This window comes from Chitinophagales bacterium (assembly GCA_020636495.1).
In the GTDB taxonomy this organism is placed as follows: domain Bacteria; phylum Bacteroidota; class Bacteroidia; order Chitinophagales; family Chitinophagaceae; genus UBA5543.
Map to the genome: position 1 here is coordinate 1,695,874 of JACJXQ010000008.1, position 26,765 is coordinate 1,722,638.

At 44.3% G+C, this 26,765-nt stretch carries 29 protein-coding genes; 18 read left to right on the forward strand and 11 right to left on the reverse strand.

The genetic code is table 11. The annotated features are described in order from the left end of the window. The first annotated feature begins 43 nt into the window (after positions 1-43). Together lipB and H6550_07330 are read left to right on the forward strand one after the other, a co-directional pair. Positions 44-769 carry a lipoyl(octanoyl) transferase LipB gene (gene lipB, locus H6550_07325; protein ID MCB9045934.1) on the forward strand — a complete coding sequence of 242 codons (726 nt, stop codon included), beginning with the start codon at positions 44-46 and terminating at the stop codon, positions 767-769. A gap of 36 nt (positions 770-805) precedes the next feature. Beyond that, positions 806-1,435, forward strand: coding sequence for a hypothetical protein (locus H6550_07330; GenBank protein ID MCB9045935.1), 630 nt, complete (start codon positions 806-808; stop codon positions 1,433-1,435). On the opposite strand, the gene H6550_07335 is transcribed toward H6550_07330, so the two are convergent. After that, a complete protein-coding gene (locus tag H6550_07335; protein MCB9045936.1) occupies positions 1,432-2,340 on the reverse strand; it encodes a hypothetical protein in 909 nt (302 codons plus the stop codon). The two genes, H6550_07330 and H6550_07335, sit on opposite strands and share 4 nt — an antisense overlap. 143 nt (positions 2,341-2,483) lie before the next feature. Here H6550_07335 and H6550_07340 point away from each other — a divergent pair, with 143 nt between their 5' ends. Both H6550_07340 and lpdA read left to right on the forward strand, forming a co-directional pair. After that, a complete protein-coding gene (locus tag H6550_07340; protein ID MCB9045937.1) occupies positions 2,484-4,148 on the forward strand; it encodes an amino acid permease in 1,665 nt (554 codons plus the stop codon). A gap of 177 nt (positions 4,149-4,325) precedes the next feature. Continuing rightward, positions 4,326-5,732: a dihydrolipoyl dehydrogenase gene (lpdA, locus tag H6550_07345; GenBank protein MCB9045938.1), complete on the forward strand. Its 1,407-nt coding sequence runs from the start codon at positions 4,326-4,328 to the stop codon at positions 5,730-5,732. Positions 5,733-5,832: 100 nt separating this feature from the next. On the opposite strand, the gene H6550_07350 is transcribed toward lpdA, so the two are convergent. After that, positions 5,833-6,318 carry a DUF4255 domain-containing protein gene (locus tag H6550_07350; GenBank protein MCB9045939.1) on the reverse strand — a complete coding sequence of 162 codons (486 nt, stop codon included), beginning with the start codon at positions 6,316-6,318 and terminating at the stop codon, positions 5,833-5,835. A gap of 91 nt (positions 6,319-6,409) precedes the next feature. Here H6550_07350 and H6550_07355 point away from each other — a divergent pair, with 91 nt between their 5' ends. Then, positions 6,410-8,035 carry a M28 family peptidase gene (locus H6550_07355; GenBank protein MCB9045940.1) on the forward strand — a complete coding sequence of 542 codons (1,626 nt, stop codon included), beginning with the start codon at positions 6,410-6,412 and terminating at the stop codon, positions 8,033-8,035. Here H6550_07355 and H6550_07360 read toward each other — a convergent pair. Further along, positions 8,032-8,697, reverse strand: a complete 666-nt coding sequence (locus H6550_07360) for a DUF2461 domain-containing protein (GenBank protein MCB9045941.1) — start codon at positions 8,695-8,697, stop codon at positions 8,032-8,034. The genes H6550_07355 and H6550_07360 overlap by 4 nt on opposite strands. Before the next feature lie 92 nt (positions 8,698-8,789). Then, on the reverse strand, positions 8,790-9,788 hold the full coding sequence (locus tag H6550_07365; GenBank protein ID MCB9045942.1) for a hypothetical protein: 999 nt from the start codon (positions 9,786-9,788) through the stop codon (positions 8,790-8,792). A gap of 148 nt (positions 9,789-9,936) precedes the next feature. Between H6550_07365 and H6550_07370 the strand changes: the two genes are divergently transcribed. The 6 genes from H6550_07370 (at position 9,937) to H6550_07395 (ending at position 13,359) form a co-directional block, all read left to right on the forward strand. After that, positions 9,937-10,518, forward strand: coding sequence for an RNA polymerase sigma factor (locus H6550_07370; protein MCB9045943.1), 582 nt, complete (start codon positions 9,937-9,939; stop codon positions 10,516-10,518). Between the two features lie 27 nt (positions 10,519-10,545). After that, a complete protein-coding gene (locus tag H6550_07375; GenBank protein MCB9045944.1) occupies positions 10,546-10,851 on the forward strand; it encodes a hypothetical protein in 306 nt (101 codons plus the stop codon). Between the two features lie 3 nt (positions 10,852-10,854). Further along, a complete protein-coding gene (locus H6550_07380; protein MCB9045945.1) occupies positions 10,855-11,346 on the forward strand; it encodes a periplasmic heavy metal sensor in 492 nt (163 codons plus the stop codon). A 121-nt stretch (positions 11,347-11,467) separates the two neighbouring features. Continuing rightward, positions 11,468-12,277: a YHYH protein gene (locus tag H6550_07385; GenBank protein MCB9045946.1), complete on the forward strand. Its 810-nt coding sequence runs from the start codon at positions 11,468-11,470 to the stop codon at positions 12,275-12,277. A gap of 4 nt (positions 12,278-12,281) precedes the next feature. After that, positions 12,282-12,794, forward strand: coding sequence for a hypothetical protein (locus tag H6550_07390; protein ID MCB9045947.1), 513 nt, complete (start codon positions 12,282-12,284; stop codon positions 12,792-12,794). After that, positions 12,712-13,359, forward strand: a complete 648-nt coding sequence (locus H6550_07395; protein MCB9045948.1) for an SCO family protein — start codon at positions 12,712-12,714, stop codon at positions 13,357-13,359. The genes H6550_07390 and H6550_07395 overlap by 83 nt, the downstream gene beginning before the upstream one ends. Before the next feature lie 40 nt (positions 13,360-13,399). Here the strand turns inward: H6550_07395 and H6550_07400 are convergent, their stop codons facing one another. Continuing rightward, the gene (locus tag H6550_07400) at positions 13,400-14,374 is read right to left on the reverse strand and encodes a hypothetical protein (GenBank protein ID MCB9045949.1); all 975 of its coding nucleotides are present in this window, start codon (positions 14,372-14,374) and stop codon (positions 13,400-13,402) included. Between the two features lie 123 nt (positions 14,375-14,497). On the opposite strand from H6550_07400, the gene H6550_07405 reads away from it, so the two are divergent. The 4 genes from H6550_07405 (at position 14,498) to H6550_07420 (ending at position 18,006) form a co-directional block, all read left to right on the forward strand. Beyond that, a complete protein-coding gene (locus H6550_07405; protein ID MCB9045950.1) occupies positions 14,498-15,127 on the forward strand; it encodes an outer membrane beta-barrel protein in 630 nt (209 codons plus the stop codon). A gap of 58 nt (positions 15,128-15,185) precedes the next feature. Next, complete coding sequence (locus tag H6550_07410) at positions 15,186-15,929, forward strand: Bax inhibitor-1/YccA family protein (GenBank protein MCB9045951.1); 744 nt, start codon at positions 15,186-15,188, stop codon at positions 15,927-15,929. 629 nt (positions 15,930-16,558) lie between these two features. After that, positions 16,559-16,795 (forward strand): helix-turn-helix transcriptional regulator, encoded by a 237-nt coding sequence (locus H6550_07415; GenBank protein MCB9045952.1) that lies wholly within the window; start codon positions 16,559-16,561, stop codon positions 16,793-16,795. Between the two features lie 92 nt (positions 16,796-16,887). Further along, on the forward strand, positions 16,888-18,006 hold the full coding sequence (locus tag H6550_07420) for a hypothetical protein (protein ID MCB9045953.1): 1,119 nt from the start codon (positions 16,888-16,890) through the stop codon (positions 18,004-18,006). Positions 18,007-18,088: 82 nt separating this feature from the next. On the opposite strand, the gene H6550_07425 is transcribed toward H6550_07420, so the two are convergent. Continuing rightward, positions 18,089-18,277 (reverse strand): hypothetical protein, encoded by a 189-nt coding sequence (locus H6550_07425; GenBank protein ID MCB9045954.1) that lies wholly within the window; start codon positions 18,275-18,277, stop codon positions 18,089-18,091. Between the two features lie 8 nt (positions 18,278-18,285). Then, positions 18,286-20,082, reverse strand: coding sequence for an elongation factor 4 (lepA, locus tag H6550_07430; protein MCB9045955.1), 1,797 nt, complete (start codon positions 20,080-20,082; stop codon positions 18,286-18,288). 116 nt (positions 20,083-20,198) lie between these two features. On the opposite strand from lepA, the gene H6550_07435 reads away from it, so the two are divergent. After that, on the forward strand, positions 20,199-20,864 hold the full coding sequence (locus tag H6550_07435) for a hypothetical protein (protein MCB9045956.1): 666 nt from the start codon (positions 20,199-20,201) through the stop codon (positions 20,862-20,864). A 53-nt stretch (positions 20,865-20,917) separates the two neighbouring features. Here H6550_07435 and phbB read toward each other — a convergent pair whose 3' ends face one another. The 4 genes from phbB to H6550_07455 form a co-directional block, all read right to left on the reverse strand. Next, entirely contained in the window at positions 20,918-21,664 is a 747-nt protein-coding gene (gene phbB, locus H6550_07440; protein MCB9045957.1) for an acetoacetyl-CoA reductase, read from the reverse strand. An 89-nt stretch (positions 21,665-21,753) separates the two neighbouring features. After that, positions 21,754-22,233, reverse strand: coding sequence for a 2-C-methyl-D-erythritol 2,4-cyclodiphosphate synthase (locus H6550_07445; protein MCB9045958.1), 480 nt, complete (start codon positions 22,231-22,233; stop codon positions 21,754-21,756). A gap of 83 nt (positions 22,234-22,316) precedes the next feature. Further along, complete coding sequence (locus tag H6550_07450; GenBank protein ID MCB9045959.1) at positions 22,317-22,913, reverse strand: 50S ribosomal protein L25; 597 nt, start codon at positions 22,911-22,913, stop codon at positions 22,317-22,319. Positions 22,914-23,076: 163 nt separating this feature from the next. After that, positions 23,077-24,024, reverse strand: coding sequence for a ribose-phosphate pyrophosphokinase (locus H6550_07455; GenBank protein MCB9045960.1), 948 nt, complete (start codon positions 24,022-24,024; stop codon positions 23,077-23,079). A gap of 175 nt (positions 24,025-24,199) precedes the next feature. On the opposite strand from H6550_07455, the gene H6550_07460 reads away from it, so the two are divergent. Together H6550_07460 and H6550_07465 are read left to right on the forward strand one after the other, a co-directional pair. Next, positions 24,200-25,462, forward strand: coding sequence for a hypothetical protein (locus H6550_07460; GenBank protein MCB9045961.1), 1,263 nt, complete (start codon positions 24,200-24,202; stop codon positions 25,460-25,462). 10 nt (positions 25,463-25,472) lie between these two features. Then, positions 25,473-26,765: a hypothetical protein gene (locus tag H6550_07465; protein ID MCB9045962.1), complete on the forward strand. Its 1,293-nt coding sequence runs from the start codon at positions 25,473-25,475 to the stop codon at positions 26,763-26,765.

A 26,765-nucleotide genomic window follows, 5' to 3' on the forward strand; every position in this document is an offset into this window, starting at 1 on the left:
GGCTTAGGGGGATATTCCGTAATTTTGCACAGAGTTAATAAATATTATGCGAAAGATACATTTCCATGACCTGGGCAATATAGAATACGGTAAAGCCTGGGACTTGCAGGAGCAGATGCTGAAAGTGGCGGTTGCTGAAAAATCGAGGCGTATTACAGAGCCCGGCACACCGGAAGTGCAGATAGACAATTACCTGCTGTTTTGTGAGCATCCGCATGTGTATACATTGGGTAAGAGCGGACATATGGAGAACCTGCTGGTGAACGACGCTCAACTGGAGGAAATGGGGGCGGTATTCTACAAGACCAATCGTGGCGGGGATATTACATACCATGGTCCGGGGCAGATAGTAGGCTATCCTGTGCTGGACCTGGAGCAGTTTTTTACAGACCTGGGCCTGTATATGCGCAGCCTGGAGCAGGTAATTATCAATACAGTAGCTCATTACGGTATAAATGGAGAGCGGCTGGATGGCTCAACGGGTGTGTGGATAGATGTGGGAACGCCACAAGTACGTAAAATATGCGCCATGGGTGTACGTGCCAGCAGGTGGGTGACCATACATGGCTTTGCCTTGAATGTGAACAGCAATATGAGCTATTTTGAGAATATTGTTGCCTGTGGTATTGACGATAAGGGGGTAACATCTATACAGAAAGAGCTGGGCCGGGAAATAGATGAACAGGAAGTTAAAGAGTTGTTGAAAAAAGAGTTTGCTATGGTATTTGAATCTGAAATAATCAATGAAACAGCGCTTTCATTTGCATAAATAACTTAAATTTATTGTCCCGTTATATGTTTCAACGTGCCTGAAAGGAACAAAATATCATATCACTGGGGCGATAACAGCCTGCTCATCTCTCTTGGTAACAGAACAGAGACAAGGATACAGGTTTTGTTTTGGGCGGAGTTTTTTCTTACAGCCGGTTGGGCGACTATATTCTTATTAAGGGCGTTCCCTTTGTCCGGCGAGCTTGTGAATGTTTTAGAAGCACTCGGGGCTTCGTTGTTGTACCTGCTGGCATCGTACCGGCTTTTTTCAAGACTGTTCTTTACCGAGAAGCTTCTACTGAGGCCTGATATGCTGGAGATAATCACCCGTACACCCTTCTCTTATAAAGCCCGCAGTTTTGAGTGGGAGTATATGGGGCCGTTGCACTATGTAGGGCAGGAGCAGAAGACCGATCATCCGCTGATAGGTAAGTGTTACGATTATTTTGGGTTTGAAACACAGGAGAAGCTGATACACAAATTGCATACCGAGGGAAATATGTATTTCAATTATGGAGGTTTCCCTGTACGTTTTGGCAAAGGGGTTTACTCCTGGAATGCCGAGGAGATAGTGAATATGATGCAACTATACGTGGGCAAAAAACTGCAATTGGGACCGGAGTGGGCCCGTATGGTGCAGGAACATGAAACCGGGGATATTTAGAAAATGGAAATGTAGCCTTCTTCCAGCTTGTCCGATCCCTCTTTTAAAATGAATTTATAAACGCCCTTGCTCTGGAAATTGCGCTTGTCGATGATCACCTTTGTTTTGCGCAGCCTGGGTATATCCAGCACAGGGTTAGACTCATCTCCCTGCTTGAAGAACTGAATTGCATATATCTTCCTGTCGTCTTCGGGCAGTTCCAGTGTCACGTGCCCGGTGAAGGGGTTGGTAAAAACATGCCTTGATTTGATATAGGTATATTGTCCCACATCATCATTACTCGGGATGTTCAGGTTGAGTTTCGGGGTAGGTTTAGGTGCAGGAGCTGTGTTGGTATTATTACTATAGTTGTTACTCCTGGCAGTCATCGGCCTTGTGTTATTATAGCCGTTATTATTAGCAGTGTTATTATTGGTATTGTTTGTGACAGGTGTCGGAGGAGCCATTGGCTCCAGGCTGGATGCAATAACGTCCTGGGGGGCTATCTGCACATTAGCGGCATACTTTTGCAATGAATCGTTAGGTGGAATAACACTTTTGTTCAGCAGGGTAGCGCTATCAATAAATACCTTGATATTGTTACTGTACCATGTCAAGTCGGAGCTGAAACCGATGTATAGCCTGTACCAGTTATCGCCTGCCTGAGGGTGCCCGTCTATAAATGCCTGCTGGCCTTTTTTCAGGTCTTTTACGTAACCAATGGTTATATAATTGAATACACTATCGGAAGAGCGCTGTACAGCAATCGATTTGATGCCGTCGTACTGACATGTCCAACTGATGACATTAACGCCTTTGTCTGACGCAGCAATGATATCAGGCAGCACCGGGGGTTGTGCTATGGCTTTATTGCCCAGCAGAGAAAACCCGATAAATAATAAAATAAATGATACAGTACGAGACATTCGCCAAACCTACACCAATTTTTACTTTCCCTGAAGTGCAGCCGGAAGATTTTCAATTCAATAACATTTTATTAGGAATTAAGGGCTGATTTGTAGAAACCACAATTTATTTTTAGCTTGGTTGCTTATATCATCTCTCATATATGGGTTTATTCAAAACAAAGCCCCTTAGTTTGCTGCTCAGTGAAGCAGAAGACTCGGACAAAGGGCTTAAAAAGACATTGTCCGCACGCTCATTAGTAGCCCTGGGTATAGGGGCTATTATAGGTGCCGGACTTTTTTCCATTACAGGTTTAGCCGCGGCACACCATGCGGGACCGAGTATCACTATCTCTTTCGTTATTGCAGCAGTAGGTTGCGCATTTGCGGGCTTGTGTTATGCGGAGTTCTCGTCAATGATACCCATTGCGGGTAGTGCTTACACCTATTCTTTTGCTACCATGGGCGAATTCATTGCCTGGATCATAGGTTGGGACCTGGTGTTGGAATATGCTGTTGGTGCGGCAACTGTATCCATCAGCTGGTCGCGCTACCTGCAGAAGCTGTTGGGGGATTTTGGTATTCACCTGGATCATTCATTTACTACCTCCCCGTCAGAAGGGGGGATCATGAATATCCCGGCGGTCTTTATCGTGATGCTGATGTCACTGATACTGATGAGAGGTACTAAAGAGTCCTCATTTGTGAACGGAATTATTGTTATGATAAAGGTGTCTATCGTTTTGATATTCATCGCATTAGGCTGGCAATACATCAACCCCGCCAACCTGACTCCTTACATACCTGAGAATACAGGCAATTTCGGCGAATTTGGTTTCAGTGGTATCATCCGTTCGGCAGCCATTGTGTTCTTTGCCTATATCGGTTTTGATGCTGTATCTACAGCCGCGCAGGAAGCCAAGAACCCGGGGCGCGACATGCCGATAGGCATATTGTTGTCACTGCTGATATGTACAATACTATATATACTATTTGCACACGTAATGACCGGTGTAGCCAACTATAAGCTGTTCGGCGGTGTGGATGGTATAGCACCCGTAGCTATTGCTATTGACAATATGGGGCATCCCGGACCTGACGGCACGATAGTACCGGATTTTCCATGGATGAATAAAGCCATTATTATAGCCATTCTTGGCGGTTACGCATCGGTGATACTGGTGATGCTGATGGGGCAGTCGCGTGTATTCTTCTCTATGAGCCGAGACGGCCTGGTACCTAAAGTATTCTCAGAAGTACATAAAAAGTTCAGGACGCCTGCCAGGAACAACTTTATGTTCATGTTGCTGGTAAGTGTTTTTGCGGCATTTGTACCTGCCAATGTGGTGGGTGAGATGACCAGTATCGGAACATTGTTCGCATTCATACTGGTATGTATCGGAGTGATCGTACTGCGTCGCAACCAGCCGGATGCTCCGAGGGTGTTTAAAACACCACTGGTGCCATTGGTGCCTATATTGGGTGTGCTTACCTGCCTGTTCATGATGGTATTCCTGCCATTGGATACGTGGATACGCCTTGTGGCATGGATGATGGTAGGTTTCGACCTGTACCTGTTCTACGGTATGAGGCACAGCCATATGAATAAGGAAGGTTTCTCGAACAAGAGCTTTAAAACGGTGGCATACACAGGTATGGCTATGGTTGTGGTACTGCTGATAGTGGCTTTCCTGTACGACCGTAGTGAGGGTACTACCGGTGAAGGCAGTTCTAAAGCATTGTATTATTTCTCAATATTTTTCGCGCTGTTGCATTTGGTGATATACAGTGTAGGGGCCAGGCAGAAAAATAAGATAACCAGGAACTAAGCAATTGTTTTAATAGTATTAAGTAAAGGGGACTATAGATAGCTATAGTCCCCTTTTTTATAGCCATTTATATATAAGATATTAGCCTGTTTTCTATACTATAATCTATCCGATAAATTGGCTACTTTTGTGACCTCTGATCAAACAATTATTTTTTAATAAAATTATTTCCTGTTTATGGCATATGATGTAATCGTAGTAGGTAGTGGCCCCGGTGGATATGTGGCGGCTATCCGTGCATCACAATTAGGTTTTAAGACAGCTATAGTAGAACGTGAGAGCCTGGGTGGAATTTGTCTTAACTGGGGTTGTATACCCACAAAAGCATTATTGAAATCGGCACAGGTATTTGAATACATCAGCCATGCGCAAGATTATGGTATCACTGTAGGTGAGTCTAAAGCAGATTTCAATGCTATGATCAAACGTAGCCGCGGTGTTGCTGATAAAATGAGCAAGGGTATCCAGTTCCTGATGAAGAAGAACAAGATAGACGTGCTGATGGGACAGGGCAAGCTGAATAAGAAGAAAGAAGTAGAAGTGACCGGTACAGACGGCAAAATGACCGCTTACCAGGCCAAACACATTATACTGGCTACCGGTGGCCGCGCGCGCGAACTGCCTAACCTGCCGATAGATGGTAAAAAAGTAATTGGCTACCGCGAGGCTATGAGCTTGCCTACACAGCCTGAAACTATGATCGTAGTAGGTTCAGGAGCTATTGGTGTTGAGTTTGCTTATTACTACAACAGCATTGGTACTAAGGTGACCATCGTTGAGTTCATGCCACGTATCGTTCCGGTTGAGGATGAAGATGTATCTAAAGAACTCTTCAAGCAATACAGGAAAAAAGGTATGGAGATCATGCTGGAATCTTCTGTTGAGAAAGTGGACATCAGCGGTAAGAAAGTAAAAGCTACCGTTAAGACCGCTAAAGGTGAAGAAGTGCTGGAAGCTGATGTGGTACTGAGCGCAGTTGGTGTTTCTGCCAATATTGAGAACATTGGCCTGGAAGACCTGGGTATCAAAACAGAAAAAGGTAAAGTAACCGTTGATGGTTATTATAATACAAACGTTGCGGGTATCTATGCTATCGGCGATATTGTTCCCGGACAGGCACTGGCGCACGTGGCTATGAAAGAAGCCGTGATTTGCGTTGAGGCTATCGCTCAGAAAGAAGGTAAGTTCGGCCACGTACCTGAAGTATTAGATTATAACAACGTACCGGGCTGTACTTATTGTTCTCCTGAAATTGCCTCTGTAGGTATGACAGAAAAACAAGCCAAAGATGCAGGCTATGAGATCAAAGTAGGTAAGTTCCCGTTCTCAGCATCCGGTAAGGCAAGTGCTGCCGGTGCTCCTGAAGGTTTCGTAAAAGTGATCTTTGATGCTAAATACGGTGAGTGGTTAGGTACACACATGATAGGTGCCAACGTAACTGAGATCATCGCTCAGACCGTAGCCAGCCGCAAACTGGAAACTACATACCACGAGCAACTGGATACTATCTTCCCGCACCCGACCATGAGCGAAGCGGTGAAAGATGCTATTGAAGTTGCACTTGGTGAGGCGATACATCTGTAACCCTCCCGGCCTCCCTGAAGGGAGGAGTGAATTGGTAATAATGATTATTATATAAACGGCCGCCCTTTGGGTGGCCGTTTATTCAAATGGTAGTACTCATTTATGCTGCAATGATACGCACCATATAAACCGATGAAGGCATATAGCTGCATCCTAAAGCCTGCCATATATTCCTGTTATCTTCGTAGCTCAGCATCAAAGGCTCAATAGTCAATTTACTTATCTTGTCTGAGACCTGTTCGTGTACAGGATGCTGATAGAAATATGCTACTACCTCATCATGAAACCTGAGTGATTCATGATAATCGTTGAAAGACGATGTGACCAGCATTGAAATGTTTAATGCCATTGGTGGTGATTGTACTGTATTCCCCAGTCCCTGTGTTCTATATCCCAGGTTGCGCATGGCTGCATCAAATGCTGTATTAACCAGTGTGATTGCTACTTTGTTGACAGAATGATTGTCACGGCTACCGTCCGGACTTTTTAGTGCAGATAAGGCCACAATATCTTCGTTATGGCCTAAGTTGCTTTTGAGGTGAGCATTGAGCGCGTTTGCTATCGTGGTTAATGCCTGGTGTATCATACAACAATTTAGCAATAATAAATGAAGCAGTAATGCCCTGTTTAAAGATTGAGGGATAATATCTGTATCTTTTGAGGCTAAAAAACATTCTATGTTCAAATACATTCTGCCGGGTATGGTTTTGTTGGGGGTGTGCTCATGCAAGCAAAATACAACTACAGATACATTCAATAGTGATAGCTTAAAGAAGCATATAGAAGTGCTGTCATCAGATGAATACATGGGGCGCAGGCCTTTTAGTGAAGGCGAGGAGAAGACGGTCAGGTACATGCGTTCGCAGTTTGACAAGATAGGAACGGTGCCGGGGAATGGTGAGAGCTATATACAGGCAGTCCCGTTGGTAGATATAACCGTAGATGCAGACCCTGTTATGAAACTATCAGGCGCTAAGGGGAATGTGGTGTTGAATAATATAGAGGATTATGTGATAGCTACTGAGCGAACAGATTCAGTCTTATCGCTGGATAATGATGAGGTGGTATTTGCAGGCTATGGGGTAGTGGCGCCCGAGCATAATTGGAACGATTATGAAGGTATAGACGTGAAAGGAAAGATAGTACTGGTGCTGGTGAACGACCCCGGTTTCAATGCGGGAGATACTACTATCTTTAAAGGCCGCACCATGACCTACTACGGCAGGTGGACCTATAAGTATGAAGAGGCAGCACGGCAGGGAGCAAAGGCCTGTTTTATTATACACAATACAGAGGCGGCATCTTATCCTTACAGTGTTGTGCAGAACTCATGGGGTAAGTCGAACATGTACCTGGATACGAGAGGCAGCGAACAGGAACATTGCGACCTGATAGGCTGGTTGACAGGTGACGCTGCCAAACGTTTGTTGGCTGCTGCGGGTAAAGACACAACGCTGTTGGCTCAGGCTGATAAGCCCGGATTCAGGGCGGTACCGCTTGGTGTAAAAATGTCGACGGGAGTTAAAGTGTCTACAGAGTATAATATTTCGAAGAATGTCATAGCGAGAATTACCGGTACTAAATACCCTGATGAGTATATCGTGTACACCGCACACTGGGATCATTTAGGTGTTGGTAAGCCGGATAGCGAAGGTGATACTATATATAACGGAGCGATAGACAATGCCAGCGGAAGTGCTGCATTGCTGGAGATGGCGCGTGCGTTTAAAAGCCTTGGTACTCCTCCAGAAAGGAGTATTATCTTCTTGTCAGTAACGGCTGAAGAACAAGGCTTGCTGGGTTCAAAATATTATTCAGAACATCCTATATACCCGTTGGATAAGACAGTGGCTGAAATTAACATGGACGGCATTAATGCATATGGTAAACGTAAAGACGTGAGCATAACAGGGCAGGGCCAGTCGGACCTGGAAGATTATTTTGTGGCTGCCGCCAAAGAGCAGGGCAGGTATCTTGCACCGGAATCAAGGCCGGAAGCTGGTGGGTATTTCCGTTCCGATCATTTCAATTTTGCACTGAAAGGTGTACCAGCATTGAATGCAGGCGGTGGTATGGATGATGTAGTTGGTGGAGTAGAAGAAGGTAAGCGCCTGCGCGATGAATACACAACAAAACATTACCACCAGCCATCTGATGAATACGATAGTACATGGACCTTTGAAGGAGGGCTGGACGACCTGCGCCTGCTGTTCAATGTTGGTAAGCGACTGGCGTACAGCCGTGAATGGCCGCAATGGAAAGACGGTTCTGAGTTTAAGGCGAAGCGGGAGAAGCAAAATTAATCCGCTGCCCTGTTCAGGAAATCATCAAAAGGTTTCAGCGCCTTAAATACATCCGTGCTGTGTTTCAGGAATGCATCTGACTGTACCAGTTTGTCGTCGCAGTTACTTACCGCGAGGAAGCTTTTGTACTTCAATAATTCCAACTCGGGGTGGTCTTTAGGATAGCCTTTGGGGGCCGTTTTTAATTGCTCGCCTGATATGCCTCCGAAATGTTTTTTGAAAGCGGCGCCATTGATGATCTTCTTGAACTCTTTTGTGTTGTAATCTATCTCCTGGCGAATTTTATTTACCCATGGGCCGGGAGGTAAGTAGGCACCACCCGCAAGAAAGCTGTTGCCCGGTTGTATCTGTATATAATAGCCTGCCCGGTCGTGCACCTGCGTAGGGCTTGCGGACAGGTGTGCGCCAAGGTTGATCTTATAAGGCGATTTGTCTTTACCGAAACGCACATCCCTGTATATCCTGAATATGGCTTTTTTAGGGTTGACATCTGCCACAGAAGGATCGAATTTTGCGATGTTCTTTACCAGGTCTGTGATGAAAACCTCGAAGTCGGCTTTGGCAGCTTCGTACCTGCCTTTGTTTTCTGTAAACCATTCGCGGTTGTTATTCGCTTTCAGGTCTTTTAAAAACTTCATCGTGTCTTTGCTGATGCCTGCCATATTATTGCTGCGTTTTAATGTAAGATAATGAGATTTTGGCAAGTTTGTGGGGGGGGAGATATCGTAGTATGTCAATCACTGGGGTAATTATATCAGTAGCAGTTCTGTTGGCTCAGCAGTTCGTCGATCTTTTTGTTCCATGCTTCCTGCTGGCCGGTTATTGTGCCGTGTTCCGTTTCGTCATCATAGGTGTTCTGCATATCGGCGCCTTCGTCCTGGGCTTTGTCCAGCAGGTCTTTTAGTTGTTGTTTATAATGTTCGGGCGTGAATGTTGTTTCCTCTATCCATTTTTTTAGCAGGCAGGCTTTGATGGCTGTAATGTCAAAATGCCTTTGTTCGTGAATGAGTGTGGATGTATTCTTTCCACCGTCTTTCATCCACGATCTGCTTTTAGTGAAGTAAACAGACAGTGTAACATTAACATTGGTTTTGTTGCGTAGGGTAGATGATTGATAATTCATACCAATGCCGCTTAACGTGGCTGCTGCCCCAACAATGTTATTATCCGGTGCTCCTTCAAAGTCGGGTATAACTAATTTTCTGCTCTTGCTGTATGCTATCTGGTCGGGATTGTCTGAAGTTCGTGCAAAATGTACGGCCACATTTACTTCTGGTTGTGCGGCAATGGTCTGTTTGTTTTTAGCCATCCAGTCGTCAAACTGTTTCAGGTTATTGGTCATGTTCTCGCGTATCATTTTTGCTATATAGCTGTCAGCTTCTCCTCCTGATTGTGCAAAACTGCTGCCATTATACTCTACCAGTTTCGAGTTGCCGGAGTAGTAAGCAATACCCAGTGCCAGTTCAAACTGCCTTTTACTCCCGGCCGTTTTTTCTGTTACCTGGAACCTGTTGATACGCATGATGACAGGCAGGGCATTGTTAGTATTAGCCTTTGCCGGTAAGAAATCAACCAGGGCCTTTACCAATCCACTTTCCAGGTCAATACTGCCTTCATTTATGCGCCCGATGCCATCCTGCGACTGCCTGTAGTCTTTTACATCTTGTATGTAGTAGTTTTTGGGTGTGTATTCCGTACGTTCGTCAGACAACCTGATAACTGCCGCATATTGCGCCGTGACTGACTGTGTCACGAAAAAACATAGGGTAACCGATAAAAGATATTTTAACATTAGTGCGTTTCTTATAGTGAATATAACGATTTAGAGACTGTTTACCCTTTATGTTAAATGTTAAACTTATCTCAATCGGTTACATTTTTATATCTTGTTTGCGATAAATATGCAGCCCGAAGAGTTGTTATTCATGGTAAGTAATGGCGATAGCGCCGCTTTCAGGCAGTTGTATGAACTGTTCAAGGCGCGCGTGTACAATACCTGCCTGTTACACCTTCAGAACTCATCTGATGCAGAAGAGGCTACACAGGATGTATTCATAGAGGTGCATAAGAATGCTGCTAATTTTAAGGGCACAGCCGCAGTGTCTACCTGGATATACCGTATTGCTGTAAACAAATGCATCGACCGCATAAGGCACAACAGCAGGCAGAAAAGGTTTGCTTTTGTCACCAGCATATTTAATAAAGACAGTGGAGAGTTGATGCACGACCCGCCCGATTTCAAACATCCCGGTGTTTTGTTCGAGAACAAGGAGAAAGCCGCAAAACTGTTTGGTGCTATAAAGCAACTGCCTGAAAATCAACAATCAGCGTTTATATTGAAGCAGGTAGAGGGACTGTCGCAGAAAGAAGTGGCAGAGATATTAGATATGTCAGAAAAAGGCATAGAATCGCTGATACAGCGTGCAAAAGCCAATCTGAGGAAGAGATTGGGGGATATTTATGATAAGAACGAAGGATTATAGTAAAATATTACGTCTAAACTTACGAAAATGGCAAAAACACCGAAAGATATCTGGATAGATGAGGCTATGGAGAGTGCGACAGGCATCAACCGGGCTACACCTCCTGATACTTTGTTCCGTAAAATAGAACAAAAAGTGTCGGGCACTGTTGCTTATGCACGTACAGTTCCTTTACGAACGGTCAGTCTTGCGGCGGCCAGTATTGTGTTATTGGTAGTACTAAATGTATATATGCTGCGCAATACTGCTAAGCGCAAACAAAAAAATCAGGTGTCACAGGTAGAAACATTAGTGGATTACTATGGATTGAACGATAACGGGATAAATTTTTAGCCTATGAAAAGGGAGAATTTTTACACACTGGTTATTATTGTTTTACTGTTGCTGAATATCGGCACCCTGGCTTTTTTGTGGCAGAGCAGGGGAGAGCGGCATTTGCCTCCACCTCCACCTGATAGCCCGGACAATATCATTATACATGAGCTGAAACTGGACGATGAGCAACAGCAGCAGTTCCTGAAATTCAAACACATGCACAGGCGCAGTACCGATTCTGTACAAAGGCATATAAAAGATGCGCAACGTAGTTTGTTTGCCCTGGTGAAACAAGACCAGATGGACACGGTAGCAAGAGATAGCCTGTTGAATGTGATAGAACAGAATGAAGCAGCCAAGCATTTAATAACTATACAGCATTTTCATGATATACGTTCTATACTTAGTCCTGAACAAAAAGAATTATTCAACGACCTTGTAGAAGATATAGGCGGAAGGATAACCGGGCCGGGCCGGCGGGGGCAGGGGCCGCCACCACCTCCTCGCCGTTAATGTACATTTGTCATAATATTGTTAAAGGAATGCCGATGCTGCATTCCTTTTTTATTACCCGAAGGATTTTGAAATAAGTGTGCGTCTTAAGCGGTAAGGATCATTTTAAAAACATTTTGTCATGAACAGGAACATCTCATTATTAGCATTGGCTATCATAGCGACTGCAAGTATTTCTTTTACAGCCTGCAAAAAAGCAAGCGATGCATCTGTAGAACCAACAACAAGTTCTACTTCTACCAGCACACCCGGTACTAACAATCCTGTAGTGAGCGATGGCGTACCGGATATTTATAAAAAGATATACGGTGCTACTGATATATATGTTGATGGTGATTATGTAGTGATAAAAGTGAATGGGCTGCCCGATCATAAATCACCGTATTACCTAAGTACACAGTGGGAAAGTACTATGTATGAAGCGTACAATGGCACAAACCCCCAATTCAATCTGAACCCCAACCGTATCAGCGAGGCAAAAATTACTTTCCGCATACCCATGAATCCGAAGGAGTCAACTAATAAACCTGCAACTCCCCTGGGGCCGATAGGTGTGTCTTTGAATGGCGTGCCGTTTTATAATCAGTATGCAGCAGGTGGTTCTCCGCTTACCGGCGAGATCAACAGTTTTGACCAGTATAATGGACACCCGCAGCAGATGGGCGGTTATCACTATCATGTAGAGCCTTTATACCTCACTGCGGCGAAAGGCAAGGATGCGCTGATGGGTTTCCTGGCAGATGGCTTCCCTGTATACGGACCTGAAGAAAACGGTAAGACACTTACCAGCAGCGACCTGGATAGCTATCATGGACATAGCGGTGCTACTGCAGATTATCCTGATGGTATCTATCACTATCACTTATCAGCCGATGCGCCTTACCTGAACGGTGATGGTTATTTCGGAACTCCCGGTACTATTACTCAATAGAAAGATGAGACGTTTATTATACATATTGCTTATCGCCTGCCTGGTGTCCTGCAACAGGTATGATGCGCGCCATGCATGGATGCAGGCAGGGGTAAGCGGTATGACCTCTGAAAAAGGAGTGGTAAATAAAGATGGTAAACCCTTTTCAGGATATGTGTATAGTTTATTTTCCACAGGGGATACAGAATACGTTCGGCATTATGATAAAGGTAGGTTGAACGGAGTTTCGCGAGGATGGTATGCTGATGGGCAACAGAAATTCCTGTATACTTATAACAATGATGTGTATGACGGTAGTGTGAAAGAGTGGTTCCCTAATGGTAAGCTGTACAGGAGTTTTAATTATAAAAATGGACAGGAGTCAGGACTACAGACCATGTATTGGGACTCAGGCGTATTAAGAGCAAATTATGAAGCTAAAAACGGGAGGAAATATGGATTTACAGGCATTAAGAACTGCACTTCGCCAATTGGCGATATACCTGCTGGTGGTACTGCTGCTGCAGGCGTGCAATAAGGCTGTAGAAACCAAAGTGCCTTATTATAACACGCCCGACCTGACCCCTGCATGGCAACAGGGAGCCGGTAAGCATACCATCGCAGACTTCAGTTTTACAGACCAGGACGGAAAGACAGTGACCAATGATGTGTATGATGGTAAGATATATGTGGCCAACTTCTTTTTTACTACTTGTCCCGGTATATGCCCTAAGATGAATGCGAATATGCAATTAGTAGCAGATGCTTTTAAAGACAATGACAGGGTGATGTTCCTGTCGCATAGTGTAACACCGGATATTGATACAGTGCAGCAATTGAAAGAATATGCAGATGCTCATCATATAGATAGTAAGCAATGGCACCTGGTTACAGGCAACAAGTCGACTATCTATGATATTGCACGTACCTCATATTTTGTAGAGGATGCTGTCGGGCTGAGCTATGACAGTACTGATTTCCTGCACACTGAAAGGTTTGTACTGGTAGATAAAGACAAGCACATACGCGGTGTGTATAACGGCACCGTAACATTAGAGATGGAACGGCTGACAGACGATATTAAATTATTACTGAAAGAATAGAGTGTCAGAGTGTATGTTTCAAGATCAGGCAGGGCAGAGGTCATTCTTCGTCCTGCTTTTTATATAGCTCTTTTACCCGGTGTGTTTTGCGTGCGTATTTATCGTTTACAGAAAGGTATTTTGTTTTCCAGTTGCCGGCATCGTCATATTCATAATGGTAGGTGTATTCATTCTTGAAACGGGTAAATACCAACTCTGACCTGAGCAGCCCCGTAGGTGTATATTTCATAGTATGGTTTTCCGTCACCCTCCTGTTAGAGTCCGTGACTATCATTTGTATCAACTGCCCTTTGGTATCATACAGGTGTTGTACCAGGCTGCGGTACTTGTACCTGCCTATGTAGTCATACTTGTTCATTTGCGTTGTGCCGTCTTTCAGGGTGTCATACTTGTATTTATAACTATGTATATACTGCATGGTACTACCGTTTATTTCCTGCTCGGTCAGTTTGCCGGTAAGGTCATACTTGTAACGGATGAAATTCACCAACAGGTTTTCGTCATTCCTTATTTTTATGTTGAAGATATTGCCGTTGCGGTAGAAATACTGTATCGTTTTCGTCAGCCGGCCTTTATGGTCGTATGATATCAGCTTTTCCACTTCTTCTTTTCTGTTATATTCTATGTAGGTAGAGTCAAGCAGATCCCCGTTTGTATAATGGAGTATGCCTGCCAGTTTATCTGCGTTGTAATGATACACTACTTCGCGGCTGAGTATGGTCTTACCGTCCGCGTCAAATGAATCAACTTTGTCGCTCAGCAGTCGACCCAGCGTATCGAAAGCGACATTCGTCTCTTTATTCCGCGAAAGGATAGTATCCAGGTATACGGTTGAATCCAGCAGTGTCCTGTTTTGAAAACTTACGGCATAAGTTATCTCGTACAGGCTTTTTACGGGGCCTGCTACATCATAGTCCTTTACTGCTTTGATAACCGGTAATTCCCCGGCATCTTGTGCAGGTAAAGTAATTGTATAAAAAAGTACCGGAAATAAACTTAATACACGTTTCAACATATACATCGGATTGTGGTGAGGGCCAGCCTAATATAATGAAATGCAGCTTAGTAACTCAATTATGACAGGCTTTTTAACGTATTGTAATGCTATTCTGCCTATTTTTAATAAAATATCATACCTATGAAACGTATATCTGTATTGATAAGTATTTTGAGTTTTCCCTTATGTCTTAATGCGCAGGACATGATAAAGTCATCGGATGTTGCCATGTCTCTCTCTTTTGTTGCAGGTGTGCAGGCAGATGTGCATATTGCTGTTACATATGCCTATACCGGTGAAAATAGTTTGAACCTGCTGGCGGGTGGAGGCATATTATTTGCCAGGAAGTATATCGGGGAACACCTTGCTATAGAAATAGATATTTGTAAAGCTGTTTCGGAAAAGACCTTTGTGGAGTCGTTCAGTCCGGATCCTTACCCCACACATACTTATTCTTACAGGATGAGTTCGCTTGATATTCCTATGAATCTGCAATACCACATGGGGAAAAGGGGTAGTGACCTAAGGCCATATGTTGGGTTAGGTATCGGGTATGCTTCTATGACCTCATATGGAGGCTATACCAACTGGCCCGAAATTGACGGACGTAATACGGTTACTACAGGAGTAATGATGCAGGCTACAGAGGGTATTACTTACAGGTTGAATAATAAATTGCTGCTGGAACAATCTATGTATTACCAGGTCGCTCAGGATATAGGCAATCACAGGGTAGGGCTACGTTTAGGCCTGGGGTATATTATTAGATAATGGTTAACACAGCAAATCGTAACTTTGCATAAATTAGCAAAAAAGTAAATTTTCAATTATGGAAGATCATAGCAAACCCTACAGTGATTATACCGTACTGAGTGGTGATACGCGTAAGGGTACAATAGCTAAATCATTTATGGCCAATGTATTTATGTGGATGTTTGCCGCACTGGCGTTGTCTGCATTTATGGCATATGCATTCGCATCCAGCCCGATACTGTTGGGTTATTTAAGAGGAGAGACCGGGCTCACAGGTCTTGGTTATATAGTAATGTTCGCGCCGCTGGCGTTCGTGTTCCTGATGTCTTTAGGCTACAACAGACTTTCGGCACCTGCTATGACAGGCGTATTCCTGTTATATGCGGCTGTTAACGGTATCTCGTTCAGTTTTATACTGCTTACATATACGGCAAGTTCTATCATAGGCTGTTTTGCGGCAGCGTCAGCTATGTTCGGTATCATGGCGGTATTGGGTTATACTACCAACCAGGACCTGACAAACTTTGGCCGCCTCATGATGATGGGCCTCATAGGTATCATCATAGCAACAGTTATTAACTGGTTCATGGGTAGCGAGCGTATGAGTTATATCATTAGTATCATAGGCGTGGCTGTATTTACCGGCCTTACCGCATACGATGTACAAAAACTGAAACACATAGGTATGGGAGTAGAGCAGGAAGGCTTGCCAGCTGTAAGCGTTAAGAAGGCTGCTATTTTCGGAGCACTCAATCTGTACCTTGATTTTATTTTGATATTCCTCTACCTGCTGCGCCTGTTTGGTGGCAGGAGAGATTAGGAAATTCCTTCTATGGGGAAAAAGCCACCTTATTGAGGTGGCTTTTTTTGTCTATGAGGTGTAGCCAACTACTTAACATATCTGTGTTATGTAATAATATTTTATATGGCAAAAAAATATCTTTTAATCTTGTTTTTATCATTGCTGTCATCGTTTATTTTGTTATTCCTTTCCTCGTAAATATGACCCATACAGATAAAGCCCTTATCGATAGTATTGAGCATAAAATTACAGTGTCCGCACCATTTCTCGAGGCTATGCCTGGTGTGGTTATCGTACATAATCTTCGTACATCTGCCGTGGTGTATATGAATACTGCAGGCTTGCGCAGGCTTGGGGTCACGCTGCAGGAACTCATCGAAATGGGAAATGAATATTTCAGCCGGTATTTTAATGAAATAGAAGCAAGGGAATACGCCCCGGAGATAATGGCTATGCTCGCCCGTAATAATGATGAAGAGTCCGTTTCTTTCTTTCAACAGGTAAGGGCTCATGCAGATGAGTCCTGGGAGTGGTATGCATGCAGCACCCGGATATTTATGCAGGATGCAGAAGGAGCTCCTTTACTCAATATTTCAGTTGCTATACCTGTTGACCCCAAACATTATTTCCAGACCAGGCTGGACCGAATGGTGGAGGAAAAGGAATACTCTGTAAAGAACGCTCACCTTTTTGCCGCATTGGGCAATAGGGAAAGACAGATACTGACCCTGATGGCGAAAGATCTGACCAGTAAGCAGATAGCAGATGAACTGTCAATAGCAGAAGATACAGTAAAGACCCACAGGCGAAACATCAAACGTAAGCTGGCCATAAAAAACCAGTACGACCTGTTGCGTTTCGCACAAACTTTCGATCTTGTTTAGCTTCTGTTGCTACAGTATTGGAATTACCCACAAGTGAGTATTGCTGAACATGCCATGGCAATCTATTTTTGAGGGTATAAAATTTAATTAATATGAAGCCCCTTAATCTTTTGCAGTTTGCGCTGTTTGCACTCGTATTAACCGTATTTGCCGGGTGCAGCAAAAACTCCTCAACATCAGATACTCCGGATCCGGTGACGGAACTTATTGCTTTTTGTAATGAATCTCATGATAATGGCGTTTGGGACTATCTCCGGATCAGGGCATTAGAATTGGATGATTTTCCATATGATGCTGACCATACGGAGGCAAATGCTGAAAAAGTAACTTTTTATGGAAGTGGTGATGTAACCTATTCTTTTGAAGTAAAGGAAGTGGTACCTAATCCTTCAGGCGGGGTATTGAGTAGCAGTAACAAAAGCTATACCGGTACTTTAAAAGAGTCTGCTTTTAATAAAGGAAAAGTAAATACACTGGAGATCGCGCGCAGCGGGTCTGACTGGAAGATTCTGGTAAATGGTGCTGATGCTGAAACAACAGGCGGAAACAATAATGGTGGCAACAATAACGGCGGAACGAGCGGTGTATGGCAGAGGTTTAATTCTCCCAATGGTTATAACACCGACCTGGCCATCGGGGGCATAAAAGGTGAGCCTGAGAATAGGGTATATATGTGCGAGCATCCGGGATCTCCTACAGCAGGCCTCTACAAAGGATATATCAGCGGCGAGACCATTACCTGGGATGCCGTGCATGGCCTGCCTAACGCTAAATTCTATGAAAGGGATGGTGTTATGAGGTTATGGTTCACAGTTGGGGCAGAGGACGATGCAGGAAGGTATAAGAAAGGAACATGGACAAATACCTGCGGCGCACTGGAAAACTCTGTAAAAAAGATCGTAGTAGGGTACAACAATGACGATATGCAGAGCTATACCGTGATGAGTGTAACTATTGAAGGTGTAAAATGTAACCCGAGACAATATTCAGCAACGTTACCGCTGCCTGATTGCACGAGCGGCAGTTATATCAATACACCTACTATCAGCGGCGATTACTACAACGTGAGTATTGTACTGGGTGGAAATGGTGTAAGCGGACCGTATACCACCACATTTAAATCAATACTGTACAAAAGCGAATTGACAAGCGATTGTAACAAGCTTAAGATTGCCTACGCAGGTGCCACATGGGCACTGGCGCCATTATAGTTCATATACCCCTGTATGATACACAAGCGGCCATTGATACGATATCAATGGCCGCTAACTTTTTTATGAATGCTGTTATATTTTACCTGTTCAGTGCATCAAAAGAACCCTGGATGACCTCCTCGGCCATTTCATCTTCTTCGCTCTTTTTCGTGCTGTCTGTATGGCTTACTGTATCAGTAGTAGCAGCTTCAGAGTGTTGTTCCGTTGCACTACCGCCACATGCGGCTAACAATACAATGGTCAATATGAATAACAGGTTTTTCATCATGTTGCGTATTATTCGTCCAGTTTCAGTACGGCCAGGAATGCTTCCTGTGGTATCTCAACATTACCTATCTGGCGCATACGTTTTTTACCTTCTTTCTGTTTTTCCAGTAGTTTACGCTTACGGCTGATGTCACCACCATAACATTTGGCGGTAACGTCTTTACGCATAGCCGATATGGTTTCGCGGGCTACTATTTTGGCGCCTACTGCTGCCTGTATTGCTATCATGAATTGCTGACGCGGCAACAGTTCTTTTAGCTTGGCGCAGAGCTTACGGCCAAAGTCCTGCGTGCGGCTGCGGTGTATCAGCGCGCTCAAGGCATCCACCTTGTCACTGTTCAGCAATATGTCCATTTTCACGATGTCACTCTCGCGGTAGTCCATGGGTTGATAGTCGAACGAAGCATAGCCACGGGTAGATGATTTCAGCTTGTCGTAGAAGTCAAAAACGATCTCCGTAAGCGGTAGTTCAAATATCAGCTCAACACGGGTAGGTGTCAGGTAGTGTTGGTTTACCAGTATACCACGCTTACCTAAGCACAGGCTCATAATATTGCCTATATAATCGGGTAGGGTAATGATCTGCGCCCTGATAAACGGCTCTTCTATCCTGTCCAGCCTGCTCGGGTCAGGCATCTCTGCCGGGTTGTTTACTATTATCGCTTTGTCCTTGTCTTTGGTCAGGTAGGCTTTAAAACTTACGTTCGGTACAGTAGTGATGACCGTCTGGTTGAACTCGCGTTCCAGTCGCTCCTGGATGATCTCCATGTGCAGCATGCCCAGGAATCCGCAACGGAAACCGAAACCTAACGCCTGTGATGTTTCTGGTTCGAAGGTCAGTGATGCGTCGTTCAACTGCAGCTTGTCCATGCAGTCGCGAAGTTCTTCAAAATCCTCGGTCACTACCGGGAAGATACCCGCGAATACCATCGGCTTCACTTCTTCAAAACCTTTTACCGCCGCTTTGTGCGGGTTGGCAACCGTAGTGATGGTATCACCCACCTTTATTTCCTTAGCGTTCTTAATGCCGGTTATCACGTAGCCCACATCGCCTGTCTTAACCTCCTGTTTGGGGGTAAGTCCCAGCTTCAGGATACCTACCTCATCGGCAAAATATTCTTCGTCTGTATGATAGAAACGTATCTTTTCTCCTTTGTGTATGCTGCCGTTGATGATCCTGTAGTAAGCGATAACACCCCTGAATGAGTTGAAAACGCTGTCGAATATCAAAGCCTGCAGCGGTGCATCCGGGTCGCCTTTTGGGGCTGGTATGCGGTCTATCACTGCCGCAAGTATCTCCTCGATACCTATACCTGATTTACCACTTGCATGGATGATCTCTTCCGGTTTGCAGCCTATCAGGTCTACTATCTGGTCGGTCACTACTTCTATCATAGCGCCTTCCATGTCTATCTTATTGATAACAGGTATGATCTCCAGGTCGTTATCTAAAGCTAAGTAAAGATTTGATATAGTTTGTGCCTGTATACCTTGCGATGCATCTACCAATAGCAGCGCACCCTCGCAGGCTGCCAGGGCGCGTGATACCTCGTATGAGAAGTCAACGTGTCCCGGGGTGTCTATCAGGTTCAGTGTATATTGCTCACCATTCAGTTCATAGTCCATTTGTATGGCGTGACTCTTGATGGTGATACCTTTTTCACGTTCCAGGTCCATATCGTCCAGTACCTGTGCCTGCATTTCGCGGTCGGTGATGGTTTTGGTAAATTCCAGCAGGCGGTCGGCCAGGGTACTTTTACCGTGGTCAATGTGGGCTATGATACAGAAATTCCTAATGTTTTGCATACTCAAATCAAAGTGTGCAAAGGTACGGTGTTTCACCTGAATCTCAGTAAATATGGTTAAATACTTTAAACTGGCATTATTGTTGAAGTTGGTTTACTGTTCAAGCAATACCTATAATGAGAACAACTGCGTTATTTCTGCTGATCATTACCATGCTTCGTCTGTCTGCACATGCGCAGGAAGAAAAGCCGTCACACCCTTCAACCATGCAGGAAGGCAATGCACATTTGAACATTTCATTTCCACTGGTCAATCATATCACGCCTTTTGCCATTCGCGACAACCAGGAGGAGGTAGGGCCACTCGGGCTGACCATCGGCGGCGACTACTGTTACACAAATAGGAAATATGTATCCGTTCAGCTGGGTGTTGCAAACGCACGGCCTCCCGGCGAAGTTGTAATTCCTGGTGAAGACGGATGGTATCATGATAACAGCGCAGTTTCATTCTTCATCAATGTACGTAATAACTATTCGGTCCGGAAATTTGATTTTGGCTACGGTCTTTCACTGAGTAAGCTGAGGTACTTCGCATACGATGTAAATGACTATACCGGCCTCGATACTTCAAAATTGCATACTAATTTGGCGTTAGGTGGTTGCTTTGCTGCTTATTTTAATAGCTCACGTAGTTTTAATATTGGGGTAATATACCAGCCGCAATTCATTTCTTTATCGGATTCTCGGGTATTCAAATACGAACATACTTTAAGCATCGACCTTTTGTTCAGGATCAGGGTGAGGAGAATCAAAGAAAAGAATGATGTTACTATCAAACAATAAACTAAAAGCCCCTGCCATACAGCAAGGGCTTTTTATTTCTTGACTGTCATTTTTTAATAAACGTGTTGCCCGCCGTTTATGGCATAATTAGCCCCGGTAATAAAACTGGTTTCTTTAGATGAAAGGAATGAAACCAGGTGCGCTATCTCTTCAGTTCCACCCAACCGGCCCAATGGAATTTCGGCCACTATCTTGTCCCTGTGTTCCTGCGGAACAGCCATTACCATGTCAGTGGCAATATATCCCGGCGAGATGGTGTTAACTGTAATGCCTTTTTTAGCCACTTCCATAGCCAGTGTTTTTGTAAAGCCATGCATACCCGCTTTAGCAGCGCTATAGTTTGCCTGGCCGAATTGTCCCCTCTGCCCGTTCACTGAAGATATGTTGATAATGCGCCCGTAGTTGCGGTCTATCATCTGGTTGATGACATTGCGGGTGCAGTTGAAAACACTATACAGATTGGTTTGCAACACCTCGTCCCAATGCTCACGGCTCATTTTTCTGAATTGGCCATCCCTGGTTATTCCGGCATTATTTACAAGTACGTCTATCTGGCCTATTTCACTTTCTATATGCTGCACCATATCGGCCACAGCGTCGTAGTCGCATACATTGGCCTGGTACATATCCATTTTAAAACCCTCGGCCTGCATTTGTGCCTGCCACTTCTCTGCCTTTTCCTTATTGTTGTAGTTGGCTACTACATGAAAACCGTCTTTGGCAAGACGCTTGCAAATGGCTGTGCCAAGACCTCCTGTACCACCGGTCACTAAGGCTACATACTTTTTATTTGTATCCATAAATGTATTTGTTAGGGGTTGTCAAATATTGCTTTATACAATATAAGATACATGTCCCACAAATACAATGTATTGGCAATAAGCTAACATTAATATTTCTGTAGCAACACATTGGCAGTAGCCACCACACCCTCTTCCCGGCCTATGAAGCTCAGGTGCTCGGTAGTGGTTGCTTTTACTGAAACATCGTGTATGGTCAGTTTCAGGATCTCAGCTATGGTAGCCTGCATCTGCGGCACATAGGGTTTTATTTTCGGTGCCTGCAGCAGCAGGGTGCTGTCAACATTTACCACGCTGTAACCCTTTTCGGTTATCAACCTGTAACATTCTGCCAGTAATATTTTGCTGTCAACGCCCTTGTACTTTGGGTCTGTATCAGGAAAATGGACACCTATGTCTCCCAGCGCCAGTGCGCCCAGCATGGCATCGCAAATAGCATGCAGCAGTACGTCAGCATCGCTATAGCCAACAGCGCCTTTGCTATGTGGTATCAATACACCGCCCAGCCATAGCTCGCGGCCTTCTGCCATCTGATGAAAATCTATTCCCTGGCCTATTCTGTAAGACATGTCGCAAATGTAGGTAATAGTCAGCTCGTTTGCCAACAAAAAAGCCCCGCAACTGCGGGGCTTTTCCATATTCAGAAACTTTATTACTTCTTGCCGGCTTTCTCTTCTGCAGCAGCATCGGCACCTGCCTGGCGCAGGGCACGGGTCATCACTACAGATGCTATCGGAATACGTGGAGAGTTCATGATCTCGATATTCTCAGATGGGATATCTTCAACACGAACGTTGCCATTCAGTTCCAGTTCTTCGATGTTTACTTCCAGGTGCTCTTTCAGGAACCTTGGGTAAGTACGAACTTTTACGTTCTTCAGTTTGATCACCAGGCGACCACCTTCTTTTACACCTTTAGGCTGTCCTACAAAGTTCAGCGGCAGGTTAGCTATCACTTTCTTGCCATCTACCAGTTCCAGCAGGTCAATGTGTGTCAGTGCGTCTGTCACCACGTCAAACTGCAGGTCTTTCAGGATACAACGGTAAGCCTTACCTTCCAGGTTCACTTCTACCACCTGGAATTCAGGAGTGTACACCAGTCCGCGTACGGCAAGCGGTGCTACACTGCAATGGATGATCTCATCACCGCCGTAAATTACGACAGGTACTTGTCCTTCAGAACGAAGACGGCGCGTTGCTCCTTTACCGAAATCGCTTCTGATTTGTCCTTCTACTTTAATAGTTTTCATTACTACTTTTTTACTTACTTCAACTCCGGTCGTAACACCTGGCGAACATCCGGACGCTGAAACGTCGTTTTTTTAAAATTTAATTCTTGTTAAAGGCAGCTACTAAGTAGTCTGGCCAGGTTTTGTTGTATAAACAGTCGTTTTATTAATGTTTTTCGGCGCTTTATTTCTTCAGGTTGCTATGAATAAATAAAGAGCTGATCGATTTATTCTCAAAAGTATTCCTGATGGCTACCGCAAACAGGTCGCTGGTGGTTAATACTTTTATTTTGTCACTTTCTTTTTTTAACGGTATCGTGTCACACACAACCAGTTCTGTCAAAGCAGATTTTTCAATGTTTTCGTAAGCCTTTCCGCTCAACACGGGGTGCGTACAAAATGCACGTACCGACAAAGCACCTCTCTCCATCAGCATCTCAGCGGCCTTGCTCAGGGTACCAGCCGTATCACACAGGTCGTCTATAAGTACTACGTTTTTCCCACTTACATCACCTATCACCGTCATGGCTGCTATCTCGTTGGCGCGCTTGCGTTGCTTGTCGCATATCACCATATCCACCTCGAAATATTTGGCCACTTCAAGTACCCTTTTGGTACTACCCACGTCTGGGGCCGCAAAGATAAGGTTTTCTATGTTAAGATTTTCAATATAAGGGATAAAAATAGCAGAGCCGTCCAGGTGGTCCACAGGGATGTCGAAGAAGCCCTGTATCTGGGGTGCGTGCAGGTCCATGGTCATGATCCTGTTAGCGCCTGCTTTGGCCAGCAGGTTGGCTACCAGCTTCGATGCGATAGATACCCTTGGTTTGTCCTTCCTGTCCTGGCGGGCGTAGCCATAGTAGGGGATAACCGCCGTGATATAACCGGCGGAAGCACGCCTGGCAGCGTCTATCATCATCAGCAGCTCCATCAGGTTGTCAGACGGGGCAAAGGTGGATTGTACCAGGAAAACATAGTCTCCACGTATGGATTCCATGAATACGGGCTGGAATTCACCATCACTGAATTTGTTTACGGTTAGTTTACCCAGCTTTTTGCCGAAAGCCTTGGCTATTTTTTCGGCCAGGTAGGTAGACCCTGTGCCTGAAAATACTTTTACTGTAGACTGCATGACAGATAATGAAAAATGAACGGCAAAGTTACTTAATCGTTACCTTAATCAAAATAAGATTGTTATTTCTTTGGGCTTTTTTTCAACCTATGCATCACTTTGACAACGTTAATTGTCAATATTGCACGCTAAGGTTGAATACTTTACCTTAGTGGCTTGACGTACCTGACGCAACATGAGGATACAAAAGCATGTTCTGAACTCTTTTTTACTGGCCCTTGGTTATGGTATTGTATTCCATTTTATACAGTATTTTTTTTACAGGATACAAATTACCCACGATTTTGCCCGGTATGACAGCCTGATGCGTTGGGATGCGCTCTCTTATCATTCTGTTGCTGAACTGGGTTATATACATACAGATGGTGAGGGCACTAATACCGCTTTCTGGCCTTTGTTCCCATTGATATGGAACATAACAGGATTGGGCACATTGTGTATTTCTCTGCTCAATATTATATTCTTTTCTATAGGTTTTGCGGCGTTCAATACTGTTTACAAGATAGATGCCCCGACTCGTTTGCTCTGGTTGACCATCCCTCTGTTCTATTTAGCATGGATACCGGGGGCTGATGCGTTGTTTATTATGTTCACCTCACTTGTTCTGGCGGGTATTCATAAACGTAACCATTGGCTGGTCAGGTTGGCAATGTTGGGTGTTGCACTCACAAAACCGGCTGTGTTGATATTACTTCCGGCACTTTTGCTCATGGAGTTGCTTACTTCCGGCAAGAAGCATATTTTTTCTGCGCTGAAGGTATTCCTGGCAGATCATCTCATACCGGCGCTCCTGGGTTTATTGCTTTTTGCGGTATACCAGTACAGGAGTGTGGGTATATGGTTTGATTTTATCAGGCAAAGGAAATTGTATGGCTACTATTTCAGGTGGCCAACTTTTCCACTCAACAGCAGGTTTGGCCCCGGCGAACTATGGTTGGATGCCGCTGCTTTGTTTCTTTGTTTTATTGCATTGGTATGGATCGTCCGTATTGTGGTCGCCGGGTTCAGAAAGCATGCTGTTGCTGCAGACAGGTTATTCATCCTTTCTTGTTGTTACCTGGTAGGTGCTATGTTGTTTATACTGTTCTTCAACCCGACATGGGAGGTAAATACGACAAACGTGACAGGCGCATATCAACTGGCATTGGCTACGCCATTCTTCTGGGTGTTGTTGTACAGGTTTACATATACCGGTAATTACAAGGTCTCCGATTATTTTAAAGTATTACTATTGACCAATATCTTCTGGCTGCTGTTCGAACACTATCAGCATATTCGTTATGTGCTGTATTTCAATTTTGCCTCAGTGCTGATCATTATGTATATGTTGCAGACCAATAAGCGGATACAATGGATGCAGACAGCAATAGTGGTCGTCAATTTTATTTTGCAGGTATATATGATCCAAAGGTATATGATGAATATAAAAACAGGTTGACCATCAAAAAATGAACGGACTGAAAAAAATATCCGGCATAGGTGGAAAAATACCTGTGCATGTACTCAACTCCTTTTTCCTGGCATTAGGATATGGTGTTGCTGTATATATATTAATGCCTTTCCTCCTGAGAATAGGCATGCTTGTTGAAATACCCGATAGTAACAATCTCTTAAACTGGGATGCCGGATGGTATTACCAGATCATGAAAGAGGGGTATCATTATACGGAAGGTGTCGCATCTAATTCAGCATTTTTCCCGCTTATGCCATGGGTCTGGAAAGTACTGCATGTCGGGGTATGGGGTATTTCTTTTGCCAACCTGGTGTTCTTTTCTGTGGGTTTTGCCTGCATCAATGCAATATATGATCTGGATGCCCGCACACGTTTTCTTTGGCTCACAATTCCATCTTTCTATTTTGTATGGATACCCTATACTGAGGCCATGTTCGTCATGTTTATATCCTTGTTCTTTCTGGGTTGGGTGAAACAAAAGAGGTGGCTTATCTGGTTGGGCTTGTTTTGTGTTTCGCTTACACGGCCAACTACAATGATACTGGCACCGGCACTACTTATTACCGAACTGATAACAGGCAGCAACAAGAATTGGCTGCCGGCATTGAAAACCTTTTTTGTCGATTATGCTTTGCCGCTTTTTGGTGGATTGGCGTTTTTTATATGGTACGAATATTATGCAACAGGTGTATGGTTCGCTTTCTTTAAACAGGAAGAGAACTGGGGACATAAATTCGCATGGACGATCTTTCCGCTTAACAGCATGTATGGCCTCAGGCTGTTATGGCTGAATGCAGTTGCTCTTTTCCTGGGATTGGTATCGTTGCTTACATTGGTCAGGCTGGGACTGCTCTGGTTATTCAAAAACAAGAATGAGGATAAACTGTTCGTGGTTTCCTGCCTGTACTTTACCGGCATCTCGTTAGTCACCATCCTGTTCAACCCCATTTGGGGCACATCTACAACCAATGTGTATGATATCCATCGTTATGCCCTTGTTTCGCCTTTCTTCTGGGTATTGTTGCACAGGTATTCTGTTACTGCCGTTTATAAATGGTACCACTATGTTGCAGTGCTGGTACTAAGCAACCTGTTCTGGCTGGCCTTTGCCTCTTATATCCACAGGGAGTATCTGCTGTATTTTAATTGTGCGGGAATACTGATGATGATGTACATGAGCCTGGCAACAAAACGCATACAATGGATGCCAATGGCGCTTGCAGCTATCAACTTTGTAGTACAGGTATTTATGTTCCAGTGGTATTTGGAAATGATCTATCCGGGGTAG

Coding starts and splice junctions, on each gene's coding strand:
- H6550_07380 (MCB9045945.1), top strand. CDS start 10,855: ATGAAAAGGGAGAATTTTTACACACTGGTTATTATTGTTTTACTGTTG.
- H6550_07420 (MCB9045953.1), top strand. CDS start 16,888: ATGAAGCCCCTTAATCTTTTGCAGTTTGCGCTGTTTGCACTCGTATTA.
- H6550_07390 (MCB9045947.1), top strand. CDS start 12,282: ATGAGACGTTTATTATACATATTGCTTATCGCCTGCCTGGTGTCCTGC.
- H6550_07425 (MCB9045954.1), bottom strand. CDS start 18,277: ATGATGAAAAACCTGTTATTCATATTGACCATTGTATTGTTAGCCGCA.
- lepA (MCB9045955.1), bottom strand. CDS start 20,082: ATGCAAAACATTAGGAATTTCTGTATCATAGCCCACATTGACCACGGT.
- H6550_07340 (MCB9045937.1), top strand. CDS start 2,484: ATGGGTTTATTCAAAACAAAGCCCCTTAGTTTGCTGCTCAGTGAAGCA.
- H6550_07385 (MCB9045946.1), top strand. CDS start 11,468: ATGAACAGGAACATCTCATTATTAGCATTGGCTATCATAGCGACTGCA.
- H6550_07400 (MCB9045949.1), bottom strand. CDS start 14,374: ATGTTGAAACGTGTATTAAGTTTATTTCCGGTACTTTTTTATACAATT.
- H6550_07350 (MCB9045939.1), bottom strand. CDS start 6,318: ATGATACACCAGGCATTAACCACGATAGCAAACGCGCTCAATGCTCAC.
- H6550_07435 (MCB9045956.1), top strand. CDS start 20,199: ATGAGAACAACTGCGTTATTTCTGCTGATCATTACCATGCTTCGTCTG.
- H6550_07405 (MCB9045950.1), top strand. CDS start 14,498: ATGAAACGTATATCTGTATTGATAAGTATTTTGAGTTTTCCCTTATGT.
- H6550_07395 (MCB9045948.1), top strand. CDS start 12,712: ATGGATTTACAGGCATTAAGAACTGCACTTCGCCAATTGGCGATATAC.
- H6550_07450 (MCB9045959.1), bottom strand. CDS start 22,913: ATGAAAACTATTAAAGTAGAAGGACAAATCAGAAGCGATTTCGGTAAA.
- H6550_07355 (MCB9045940.1), top strand. CDS start 6,410: ATGTTCAAATACATTCTGCCGGGTATGGTTTTGTTGGGGGTGTGCTCA.
- H6550_07335 (MCB9045936.1), bottom strand. CDS start 2,340: ATGTCTCGTACTGTATCATTTATTTTATTATTTATCGGGTTTTCTCTG.
- lpdA (MCB9045938.1), top strand. CDS start 4,326: ATGGCATATGATGTAATCGTAGTAGGTAGTGGCCCCGGTGGATATGTG.
- H6550_07460 (MCB9045961.1), top strand. CDS start 24,200: ATGAGGATACAAAAGCATGTTCTGAACTCTTTTTTACTGGCCCTTGGT.
- H6550_07360 (MCB9045941.1), bottom strand. CDS start 8,697: ATGGCAGGCATCAGCAAAGACACGATGAAGTTTTTAAAAGACCTGAAA.
- H6550_07455 (MCB9045960.1), bottom strand. CDS start 24,024: ATGCAGTCTACAGTAAAAGTATTTTCAGGCACAGGGTCTACCTACCTG.
- H6550_07445 (MCB9045958.1), bottom strand. CDS start 22,233: ATGTCTTACAGAATAGGCCAGGGAATAGATTTTCATCAGATGGCAGAA.
- H6550_07370 (MCB9045943.1), top strand. CDS start 9,937: ATGCAGCCCGAAGAGTTGTTATTCATGGTAAGTAATGGCGATAGCGCC.
- phbB (MCB9045957.1), bottom strand. CDS start 21,664: ATGGATACAAATAAAAAGTATGTAGCCTTAGTGACCGGTGGTACAGGA.
- H6550_07465 (MCB9045962.1), top strand. CDS start 25,473: ATGAACGGACTGAAAAAAATATCCGGCATAGGTGGAAAAATACCTGTG.
- H6550_07375 (MCB9045944.1), top strand. CDS start 10,546: ATGGCAAAAACACCGAAAGATATCTGGATAGATGAGGCTATGGAGAGT.
- H6550_07410 (MCB9045951.1), top strand. CDS start 15,186: ATGGAAGATCATAGCAAACCCTACAGTGATTATACCGTACTGAGTGGT.
- H6550_07415 (MCB9045952.1), top strand. CDS start 16,559: ATGGTGGAGGAAAAGGAATACTCTGTAAAGAACGCTCACCTTTTTGCC.